The organism is Marinomonas shanghaiensis (assembly GCF_003259175.1).
Lineage (GTDB): Bacteria > Pseudomonadota > Gammaproteobacteria > Pseudomonadales > Marinomonadaceae > Marinomonas > Marinomonas shanghaiensis.
In genome coordinates, this window is sequence record NZ_QGOK01000040.1 from 1 (window position 1) to 10,828 (window position 10,828).

At 47.6% G+C, this 10,828-nt stretch carries 11 protein-coding genes; all 11 read right to left on the reverse strand.

Annotated elements, in window-relative coordinates:
* Positions 1-76 precede the first annotated feature (76 nt).
* The 11 genes from DKT73_RS19740 to urtA all read right to left on the reverse strand — a co-directional run bounded on the left by DKT73_RS19740 (position 77) and on the right by urtA (position 10,506).
* Positions 77-784 (reverse strand): urease accessory protein UreF, encoded by a 708-nt coding sequence (locus tag DKT73_RS19740; RefSeq protein ID WP_111640240.1) that lies wholly within the window; start codon positions 782-784, stop codon positions 77-79.
* On the reverse strand, positions 765-1,208 hold the full coding sequence (ureE, locus tag DKT73_RS19745; protein WP_111640241.1) for an urease accessory protein UreE: 444 nt from the start codon (positions 1,206-1,208) through the stop codon (positions 765-767). The genes DKT73_RS19740 and ureE overlap by 20 nt, the downstream gene beginning before the upstream one ends.
* A 50-nt stretch (positions 1,209-1,258) precedes the next feature.
* Entirely contained in the window at positions 1,259-2,965 is a 1,707-nt protein-coding gene (gene ureC / locus DKT73_RS19750; protein WP_111640242.1) for an urease subunit alpha, read from the reverse strand.
* The gene (locus DKT73_RS19755; protein ID WP_111640243.1) at positions 2,965-3,282 is read right to left on the reverse strand and encodes an urease subunit beta; all 318 of its coding nucleotides are present in this window, start codon (positions 3,280-3,282) and stop codon (positions 2,965-2,967) included. Before DKT73_RS19755 ends, ureC begins: the two co-directional genes overlap by 1 nt.
* Before the next feature lie 59 nt (positions 3,283-3,341).
* Positions 3,342-3,644: an urease subunit gamma gene (locus tag DKT73_RS19760; RefSeq protein WP_072840219.1), complete on the reverse strand. Its 303-nt coding sequence runs from the start codon at positions 3,642-3,644 to the stop codon at positions 3,342-3,344.
* A gap of 66 nt (positions 3,645-3,710) precedes the next feature.
* On the reverse strand, positions 3,711-4,664 hold the full coding sequence (locus DKT73_RS19765) for an urease accessory protein UreD (protein ID WP_111640244.1): 954 nt from the start codon (positions 4,662-4,664) through the stop codon (positions 3,711-3,713).
* A gap of 54 nt (positions 4,665-4,718) precedes the next feature.
* Positions 4,719-5,426 carry an urea ABC transporter ATP-binding subunit UrtE gene (gene urtE, locus DKT73_RS19770; protein WP_111640245.1) on the reverse strand — a complete coding sequence of 236 codons (708 nt, stop codon included), beginning with the start codon at positions 5,424-5,426 and terminating at the stop codon, positions 4,719-4,721.
* Positions 5,423-6,292 (reverse strand): urea ABC transporter ATP-binding protein UrtD, encoded by an 870-nt coding sequence (urtD, locus tag DKT73_RS19775; protein ID WP_111640246.1) that lies wholly within the window; start codon positions 6,290-6,292, stop codon positions 5,423-5,425. Before urtD ends, urtE begins: the two co-directional genes overlap by 4 nt.
* The gene (gene urtC / locus DKT73_RS19780; RefSeq protein ID WP_111640247.1) at positions 6,289-7,422 is read right to left on the reverse strand and encodes an urea ABC transporter permease subunit UrtC; all 1,134 of its coding nucleotides are present in this window, start codon (positions 7,420-7,422) and stop codon (positions 6,289-6,291) included. Before urtC ends, urtD begins: the two co-directional genes overlap by 4 nt.
* Positions 7,419-9,041: an urea ABC transporter permease subunit UrtB gene (urtB, locus tag DKT73_RS19785; protein ID WP_111640248.1), complete on the reverse strand. Its 1,623-nt coding sequence runs from the start codon at positions 9,039-9,041 to the stop codon at positions 7,419-7,421. Before urtB ends, urtC begins: the two co-directional genes overlap by 4 nt.
* A gap of 181 nt (positions 9,042-9,222) precedes the next feature.
* The gene (gene urtA, locus DKT73_RS19790) at positions 9,223-10,506 is read right to left on the reverse strand and encodes an urea ABC transporter substrate-binding protein (protein ID WP_111640249.1); all 1,284 of its coding nucleotides are present in this window, start codon (positions 10,504-10,506) and stop codon (positions 9,223-9,225) included.
* Between the last annotated feature and the right edge of the window lie 322 nt (positions 10,507-10,828).

Genomic DNA, 10,828 nt, shown 5'->3' on the forward strand with positions numbered 1-10,828 from the left:
CCCTTGACGCGCTAAAGCACGACCTACAAAACCCACTCCCTCATTAGGGTTGATAAGGCTAAATTGACCACTTTATCTAAGACCGAAACAGTCGTGAGTATTGTGTTTCATGTTGCGCACTGGCGATGGCGATGGCGGGTAAGCCTGCGCCAATGCGGTCTTCTTCAATGGTTAACGACATGGCAATCGCCTGTCGAATGTCCGTCTGTAATTCACCCAACAACTCCTGCGCCTGGGTTTGCCCAAGCGGCACCAATTTGGTGGCGGCGGCAATTTGGTTTTCCAACCAAGACCAAGCTAGTCCCAAGCAAGCAAGATCTGTTTTCAAATCCCAATGGCTCGCGGCAATAGCAAACAAGGTCACAAAGCTCATCTCGTCTAAACGCTTAAACGGCGTGTCTATGTGCAAACTGCCCAGCAAACGAAACAAAGCCTCCCCCATAGCGGTGTCGTTTAAACGCAGCTCTTTGGTTTCTCGACAAGCCAAGACCAAGTCATTCAGCTCAAACAATCGCTCAGCATCATGGTGTTTTGCTGCCACCATACAGCGCTGCAATACAGGTAAATCAACGCGTGCCACAGATTGCTGTAACTGCAAGCCAATCCAAGCAGACACCTCGGCTTTGTTCTTCACCCAACCTTGGTCGATGGCGTATTCCATGCCTTGGGAAAAAGCAAAACCGCCCACGGGCAACCCCACGCTGCTTAATTGCAAAAGCCGCAATAAGCTGATGTCAGTGGTGGCAATGTTAGTGGTGACAGCGCTAGTGGTGACTGTGCCCATGACTATACGCTCCAGATTCTGGCACAAACACGGCGTCTTCATGGGTCACGATCAAGCCCAGCATGTGCAGCATGTCTTCTAAAACGTGGTCAGGTTTAATGCGCAGCCAGCGTTCGCCAATTTGGATTTTGGTGTGGCGATTACCCAAGTGATAACACGCTTTGGAAAAGGCTTCCCAGTCTTCGCAGCTGGCATGGGCCACGTCTTCCACCGCACCATTCACCTGCACTATCTTGCCGCATTCGGACTTCAAAAATTCACCCACTAACAGCGGCTTACCACGCTCAAGAAACACGCGAACTTCTTCGTTATTGTCACCTACCAGTTTCAAACGCCCACGATCACGCTGTTCATGAGTTAAGGTGACTGTGGTGTGAACGGGGTCATGGCAATGAGTGCCTAGTCTTTCATAAATATCTAGCATATGCGGTTCCTAATAAACGTTCCTAAAATTAACGTCCCTAAAAAACGTCCCTAAAAGAGAGTATAAAGCTGAGCCAAGGGCAACACTTCCGCTGGCTCGCAGGTTAATAATTCGCCATCCGCACGCACTTCATAGGTTTGCGGATCAACCGTAATGTTCGGCAACCAGTCATTGTGAATCATGTCGAGCTTAGAAATAGTGCGCGTGTTTTTACACGCCACCAAAGTACGCTCCAAGCCCAGTTTTTCTTTTAAACCATTATTCAATGCGGCCTTAGAAACAAAGGTCACCGACGTGGCCGCGGCGGCTTTACCGAACGAACCAAACATAGGACGATAATGCACGGGCTGTGGCGTCGGAATAGAGGCATTGGGATCGCCCATTGGCGCACTGGCGATCATGCCGCCTTTGATGATCATTGAAGGTTTCACCGCAAAAAAGGCAGGACGCCATAAGACCAAATCCGCCAGTTTGCCCGGTTCAATCGAGCCCACTTCATGGCTGATGCCGTGGGCAATCGCTGGGTTAATGGTGTACTTAGCAATGTAACGACGAGCCCGAAAGTTGTCCGCGCCAAGCGCTTGGTCTTCTGGCAATAAACCAAACTGCTGCTTCATCTTGTGAGCGGTTTGCCAGGTTCGTGTTACCACTTCGCCAACGCGTCCCATGGCTTGAGAGTCAGATGAAATCATACTGAACGCGCCACGGTCATGGAGAATGTCTTCCGCGGCGATGGTTTCTTTGCGAATACGTGAATCCGCAAAGGCCACATCTTCTGGAATATTGCTGTCCAAATGGTGACACACCATCAACATATCCAAATGCTCGTCTACCGTGTTGCGCGTATAAGGACGAGTAGGATTGGTCGACGAAGGTAAGACATTCGGATTGGAGCAAGCTTGAATAATATCGGGAGCATGGCCGCCGCCTGCGCCTTCCGTATGATAAGTGTGAATCACCCGACCTTTAAAGGCATCAATGGTGCTGTCGACGAAGCCCGATTCATTCAAGGTGTCAGTATGAATGGCAACTTGTACATCGTACTTCTCTGCCACACTCAAACAACAGTCAATCGACGCTGGCGTGGTGCCCCAGTCTTCGTGTAATTTCAGACCACAAGCACCGGCTTCTAACTGTTCTTCTAAAGCTTCTGGCAAACTGGCGTTACCTTTGCCCAGAAAACCTAAGTTCATTGGCATGCTGTCGGTGGCTTGTAGCATCTTGCCCAGATACCAAGGTCCCGGCGTACAAGTGGTTGCCTTGGTGCCCGTTGCAGGTCCTGTGCCGCCGCCAATCATGGTCGTGACGCCCGAGGTCAAGGCTTCTTCCATTTGTTGCGGACAAATAAAGTGAATGTGCGCGTCGATGCCACCCGCGGTCAAAATAGAACCTTCGCCAGCAATGACTTCCGTACCCGGCCCAACCACAATATCCACGTTATCTTGCACGTCTGGATTACCGGCTTTTCCGACTTTAAAAATACGGCCGTCTTTGATGCCAACATCGCCTTTTACAATACCCCAATGATCCAATACCAAGGCGTTGGTAATCACCAAATCCACGGCCACATCGTTGGTCACTTGGCTTTGTCCCATGCCGTCGCGGATGACCTTGCCTCCACCGAATTTCACTTCATCGCCATAGACGGTGAAATCTTTTTCCACCTGAATCCAGATATCGGTATCGCCTAAACGCACACGGTCGCCTGTCGTCGGACCAAACATCTGCGCGTAACTGTGTCTATCCATCTTTGCCATTATTGCGCTCCTTCCAGTTTGCCCATGACGTCACCACGGAAGCCATAAATGGTTTTTGTACCGGCGTATTCCACCAGCTCGACTTCTCGGCCTTGGCCGGGTTCAAAACGCACCGCCGTGCCAGAAGCAATATTCAAACGAAAACCTTTCGTTACAGCGCGGTCAAAAGACAAGGCAGGATTCACTTCATAAAAATGATAATGGGAGCCAATTTGCACAGGACGATCACCGGTATTTTCGACACGAATTTTCACCGTCTTGCGACCCACATTAAGCTCAATATCACCAGCCGCCACCTGAATTTCACCTGGAATCATGATGTTTTCCTTTAAAAAAAGAACCTGACACATACGTTTAATGACGTAACGAGTAGTCATTAATTAATGGGATTGTGAACAGTGACCAACTTGGTCCCATCTGGGAACGTCGCTTCCACCTGCACTTCATGGATCAACTCCACTACGCCATCCATCACTTGTTCTGCGCTTAATACGGTTTTGCCATAGGCCATTAATTCCGCCACGGTTTTACCATCGCGAGCGCCTTCGATAATTTCCATGGTGATGTACGCCATGGCTTCGGGGTAATTCAATTTAAGGCCGCGATTCAAACGACGTTCGGCAAGCAAGGCGGCGGTAAAAACCAGTAGCTTGTCTTTTTCTCTTGGCAGGAGTTCCATTTTTATGCTCCGTTATTTATCTCTATAGGTGTTTTTATTGACCCAAAAAAGAGCGCACGCACCTTTTTAGGTCGACCAAATTCTGGGTTCATTGGATTGTTTGTGGATTAATGCGGGTCGAATCTCTCGCCAACACTGGGTAAATAGCTGTTTTACCTGTTCCGAATCGTGGTGAAGACTGCGAACGAAAATGTATTCGCCGACCAAACTCACGCCACTTAATGACTCATGTTGGGCACAATGCTGACGTAAAGCATCAATCAGTTCATCATGGGCAGAGGTGGAATAAGAAGAGCCAGCATCAAAAGGGCCTGCGATCATCAGACCATTGATTGGCTTACCATCTAATCCCGCTTTGGCCGAAAAAACCGCACGGCTGCTGTCGTCTATTACTAGGCGTTCACGCACCTTAAGACGACCATTCTGACGAATCTGAAAGCCTTGCTCCGCGTGGCCTTCAGCAAAATCCTCTTTATTTGCCGGTAAACCAAAGCAGGTAATTTCCCAACCAATAAACTTGGCGTTGTCAGCCAAATCAATGCAGTTTTCAAGGCGTGTGTGGGCATTGGGATACAGAATGGTTTCTTGTGGCAACCATTCCATTAAGCTGTTTTCAGCCACATTAAGCTGAGTAATTTGGTGTTGTAGCGTTTTATCCTTTCGAGCACGATAAACACGACCAGCTCCAGGGGTTGTGATCAAAACATGGGTATTTTCGGCTAGGTTTGCCGTAATGGTGAGGCGATCCCCCGACACCAAACCGCCCGGTGGATGCAATAAATAGACGTGTGCCGTATCTCGACCCTCAGGGTAAAAAGGCTTTTGCACATACAAAGGCCCTTTATGGTCACAGGTTTTCAACACGGTGCCACGTGCTGTTTTACTAAAACCTAACGTCAGAAAGGCATGCCAGTGGGACGCTTCCCCCTCAACAACTTCTTTATCCACTAAAGAGTGCTTTTCTGACGGCGGCATTTGCTCGTCGTGTTCTGCCAAAGCAAGATTATGTTTATTATTCATGGATGCCCTATAGCGTTTTTTTGCGTATCGCCTAATCGCTAGATAATGCAAAAATCAGACCGCCAAGTATTGTTTTATCAGCGTGTCGTTGAGGTTTTCCATTTTATCGGCGGCGACGATGCGACCTTTTTCCATCAGACGAAATTCTTTACCCACACGACGGGCGAAACCGAGCTTTTGTTCCACCAAGATAACGGTTAACCCTTCTTCCGCATTGAGCTTTAAAATCACATCGCCAATTTGCTTCACAATGTTGGGCTGAATGCCTTCGTTTGGCTCGTCCAAGATCAAGACTTTTGGCTCTAATACCAAGGCGCGACCAATGGCAAGTTGCTGCTGTTGACCACCAGATAAATCACCACCACGACGATGCAACATGTCTTTTAACACAGGAAAAAGCTCAAAGATTTTCTCTGGGATGTCTTTCGGGCTGTCTTTGGTACGTTTACTTCGCACTGGCAAACCAATACGCAGATTTTCTTCCACGGTGAGCATGGGGAAAATGTCTCGGCCTTGGGGAACGTAACCAATACCTGAGTAAGCCCGCTTCTCTGCGCTTTGCTTGTTTAGCGTTTCCCCTTCCATGGTGATCTCACCATTTTGGATGGGTAACAATCCCATGATGGCTTTTAGTAAAGTGGTTTTCCCCACACCGTTGCGTCCCATGATGCAAGTAATAGAGCCGGGAACAATGTCTAAATCCAAGCCCCAAAGAATCTGTGTGCCGCCATAAAGTTGATCAACCTTGTTAATGGATATCATGCTGACGCTCCTGTTTGTGCTGCTTCTTCACCGCCTTCCCCTTCACCAAGGTAGACTTCAATCACGTCTTTATTACTTTGAATCTGATTCATGGTGCCTTCGGCCAACACTGAACCTTGGTGCAAGACGGTCACCGTGCGCGCAATACTGCGCACAAACTCCATATCATGCTCGACCACAATCACGGTGCGCTCTCCGGCCAGAGACGTTAACAACTCCGCCGTACGTTCGGTTTCTTGCGCTGTCATGCCGGCCACCGGTTCATCGATCAATAAGAGCCTTGGCTCAGCCACCAGCAACATACCGATTTCTAACCATTGCTTTTGTCCGTGAGACAAAGCCCCTGCCAACATAAAACGCTGCTTCGTCAAGCCAATGGTTTTTAACACGTCATCGATCCGATCAATTTGCGTGGGCGTTAATCGCGAGAATAAAGTCGGCAATACGCGTTTGTCGGTTTTAAGGGACAATTCCAAATTGTCGAACACGGTTTGCTCTTCAAACACGGTGGGCTTTTGGAATTTACGACCTATGCCAAGCTGAGCGATTTCCGCTTCGTCTTTGTTTAATAAGTTGTGATTTTGTCCAAAAAACACCGTGCCGGAATCGCACTGGGTTTTACCGGTAATCACGTCCATCAAAGTGGTTTTGCCCGCCCCATTGGCGCCGATCAAACAACGTAACTCGCCATCGTTAATATAAAGATTAAGATTATTTAACGCCTTAAAGCCATCGAAACTCAGGTTTAAACCCTCTACATAGAGAATCACCTGATTATCGACATTCACATCCGCTTGCTCGGGCGCTAAAAAAGGCCATACCTGATCGCGGCGGAAGAATTCACGGGTACTATCTAAGGTACTCATGCTTGCGACTCCTTTTTCGTAACACTGTTTCGCTTAGCCTTTAGCTGACCATACAAGCCCATCAAACCTTTTGGTAAATACAAGGTCACCAAGACAAACATGGCGCCTAAAGCAAACAACCAAGCATCCGGCATAATCGCGGTAAAACGGGTCTTCGCGTAGTTCACCAATAAGGCTCCAATCACCGCACCAATCAAGGTGCCACGACCACCAACAGCTACCCAAATCACCATCTCGATCGAGTTGATTGGGGAAAACTCACCTGGGTTGATAATGCCCACTTGCGGTACATACAAAGCGCCCGCAATACCAGCAATGACAGCGGAATAGACAAACAACCAGACCTTGTAACGATCGGTGCGATAACCAATAAAGCGAGAACGAGATTCCGAGTCACGAATCGCCAACACCACCTTGCCAAGTCGAGACGCTAGAATCTTCTGACTGATCACAAAAATGACCGCCAATAGAATCGCCGTAATCAAAAACAAAGCAACTCGCGTACTGTCGGCTTGCAAGCTAAAACCAAGGATTTCTTTAAAGTCGGTCAGACCGTTATTGCCACCAAAGCCCATTTCGTTACGGAAGAACGCCAACAACAAGGCATAGGTCAAGGCTTGCGTCATGATGGAAAGATACACACCGGTAACACGAGAACGAAACGCCAACCAGCCAAACACAAAGGCCAATAATCCCGGCACAAACACCGCCATCAGCATGGCGAACCAAAACTGATCCATACCTAACCAAAACCAAGGCAATTCTTTCCAGTCTAAGAACACCATGAAGTCAGGTAACAATGGGTTACCGTACACGCCGCGATCACCGATTTGGCGCATTAAATACATGCCCATTGCGTAACCGCCCAAGGCGAAAAACGCGCCATGACCTAAACTCAAAATACCGCAATATCCCCAGATAATATCCACCGCTAACGCCAACATGGCGTAGCACAAATATTTACCCAGCAAAGTAATGGTGTAAGTGCTGACATAAAACATCGAGTCAGCAGGTAACAATAGATTCGCCGCCGACGCCAAAATCGTCACACTCAATAAAATCACCACAAATGGCAAAGTGTGTTTGCCCGTCGAGCGCCCTTCAGAAAACCAAGCTGTAAGACGTGTCATTCTGCCGCCCTCCCTTTTTGTGGAAAGAGTCCTTTAGGACGTTTTTGAATAAAGAGAATAATGAACACCAACACCAGAATAGCCGCGAGAACCGCCCCTGTAGTTGGCTCAAGAAATTTGGTTGCGATACCCAAAGTGAACGCCGCAACCAAGGTTCCTAACAAGTTGCCCACACCACCGAACACCACCACCATGAAGGAATCGATAATGTAAGATTGTCCCAAATTAGGCCCGACGTTGGTCAATTGGCTCAACGCCACACCGGCAATACCCGCGATACCAGAGCCCAAACCAAAGGTCATTGCATCCACCCAATGGGTTTTCACGCCCATGGCTTTTGCCATATTGCGATTTTGCGAGACAGCGCGAACGTTTAGACCGAGAGAGGTTTTCTTCAATACAACCACCAAAACGATGAACACCAGCAAAGCAAAAGCCAGAATGTACAAACGGTTCAATGTCAGAGACAGCACGGGGTTAATTTCCCAAGAACCACTCATCCAGCTGGGTGTAGAAACTTGACGGTTAAGCGGCGAGAAAATGGTTCGAACCAATTGCTGCAAGATCAAACTGATACCAAAAGTGGCGAGCAAGGTTTCCAATGGACGACCATGCAAACGGCAAATAACCAAACGCTCAATCAACACGCCCATCAAACCAGACACCAGAAACGCCGCAGGAATAGCCACCCAAATCGAATAGTCGATGTAATTCGGCATAATCAGCTGCACCACATAAGTTGTGTAAGCACCCAACATGATCATTTCGCCGTGGGCCATATTAATCACGCCCATCACACCAAAGGTAATCGCCAAACCGATGGAAGCAAGCAAGAGCACTGACCCTAAACTCAGGCCAAAAAACAACTGATCCACAAAAGCAAAACGGTTAACTCGTTGCGCGATGGTTTCTAATGCATCATTCGCCGCGCTTACCACAGCTGGATTATCATCACGAGTTAATTGTGTAAGCAGGTTTCGAACATCGCTTTCTAAGCTTGTGGACATTTTCTCAATCGCAGCAATACGATTGGATGGAGCCAATGTCGTTTGCGCAGCCGTATTCATCGCCAGCGCCAATGCCATGGCTTCTTTGACTTTCTTGTTGGTTTCGTTGGGGTACAAACTTTCCAATGTCGCCACCGTCTCTTGATCAAGTTTGGACAAGAGTGAACGTACCGCACTTTCACGAACGCTCGGTGACTTCGCACTTAACTGAATACGAGCAATGGCATTGCGCAAATAGACGCGTAAGGTGTTATTAACTCGAATCTTATCCACATCGGATTTACTAAGATCAGCAACCACTTGCCCTGTTAACAAGTCTTTGTAACGAGTTACTCCACTCACCTCGACTTGCGCGACAAGCTGTTTACTTGTCTTGATATAGTGCAGACTGCCCTCAACTAAATATTGAAAAATCGGCAACACGGCCTCTTCTGATGTCGCTTCTATTTCGACTAAAACAGGCACCATATCGTTCATTTTTACCTCGGCTAACTTTATCAACAGAGGATCAAGATCGGTCGATTCAGCCGCAAAAGCAGGCAGGGATAAGAGCCCAAAAAGACAGCAACAAAGTGCAATACAATGTCTCAAGGTGATACGTCTTAAGGTCATATGTCTCAAGGTCATACTCCGTGGGTCGGAAAGTTTATTGCGCAAGCACTCAAACGCTTGAGGCTAAAAAAAGATAAAAATAAAAAATAAAAGATAAAAAGCATGCATGGCTAAAAAAGCTCTCTGACTAGACATTCTCACGTGCTAGACAGAGAGCAGACATCACCCTGGGAGGGTTAAGTTAGTAATTTTGTCCAGAACAAGTTTTTGTGACCGTGTTGTAGTTACCGCACTTAATCGGTGCCGTCCAATCGGAAATCAGATCTTTAGAACCCGGCAAGAAGTCAGACCAAGCATCACCCGCGACCACACCATCGGTTTTCCAAACCACTTCAAATTGACCATCGTCTTGGATCTCGCCAATCAGTACAGGTTTGCTCAAGTGATGGTTTTTATTCATCACTGCAACACCACCGGTTAGGTTTGGCACGGTTTGCCCTATCATGGCCTGTTCAACCGCATCAACGTCCGTGGTACCGGCTTTCGTTACCGCGTTAGCCCACATTTTAAAGCCAATGTAAGTCGCTTCCATTGGGTCATTGGTGACACGATCAGGATTCTTGGTATACGCATGCCATGCTTTGATAAAGGCTTCGTTTTCCGGCGTTTCAACACTTTGGAAGTAGTTCCAAGCCGCCAAATGACCAACCAATGGCTTAGTATCTAAACCAGAAAGCTCTTCTTCACCCACGGAGAAAGCCACCACTGGGATGTCTTCAGAAGACACACCTTGGTTACCCAATTCTTTATAGAAAGGCACGTTGGCATCACCGTTGATGGTAGAAACCACCGCAGTTTTCTTACCTTCGCTACCGAATTTCTTGATGTCCGACACAATAGACTGCCAATCAGAATGACCAAATGGCGTGTAGTTGATCATGATGTCTTGTTCAGCAACGCCTTTACCTTTTAGATAGGCTTCAAGAATTTTATTGGTGGTACGAGGATAAACGTAATCCGTACCAGCAAGCACAAAACGCTCTACCCCAAGATCGTTCATCAAATAATCCACCGCAGGAACCGCTTGCTGGTTTGGCGCCGCACCTGTGTAAAACACGTTTTTAGACGACTCTTCGCCTTCGTACTGAACTGGGTAGAACATCAAACCATTCAACTCTTCCAATACTGGCAACACCGATTTACGAGAAACCGACGTCCAACTACCAAAAATCACATCCACTTTGTCTTTGGTTAATAACTCGCGACCTTTTTCTGCAAACAATGGCCAGTTTGAAGCAGGGTCAACCACCACCGCCTCGATCTTCTTACCTAACAAACCACCCTTTTTGTTTTGCTCATCCACCATCATCAAGACCGTATCTTTCAGCGTGGTTTCAGAAATCGCCATGGTGCCAGACAAGGAGTGCAACACACCGACCTTAATTGTGTCTGCCGCCAGCGAAGGAAGCGCAATAAGCGTTGCACCAGAGAGCACAATCGCAGATGTAAGCGTTTTGATTTTCATAGTTGGAGCCGTCCTATTGTGATTTATAATATTGTTGAGTGTTTAGACGAGGTGTTAACACCTCAAATCCGTAGAACCAGTATTAAAAAATCACCAATAGAAAGGTATGCGCGAAATGACTTACAGGGATACGTCAAATGACGTATACGGCTCACATTGGTTTTTCGTAAGGCACCATGAGCGCAAGGTTATGTGCCAATTGACAATGTTGGTTGGGATAAAATGATGTTGGTTTTTCGTAGGGCACCATGAGCGCAGTGTAATGTGCCGTTTGGTGACGTTGGTTGGGATAAAATGACGTGTGTTTTCGTAGGGCATCATA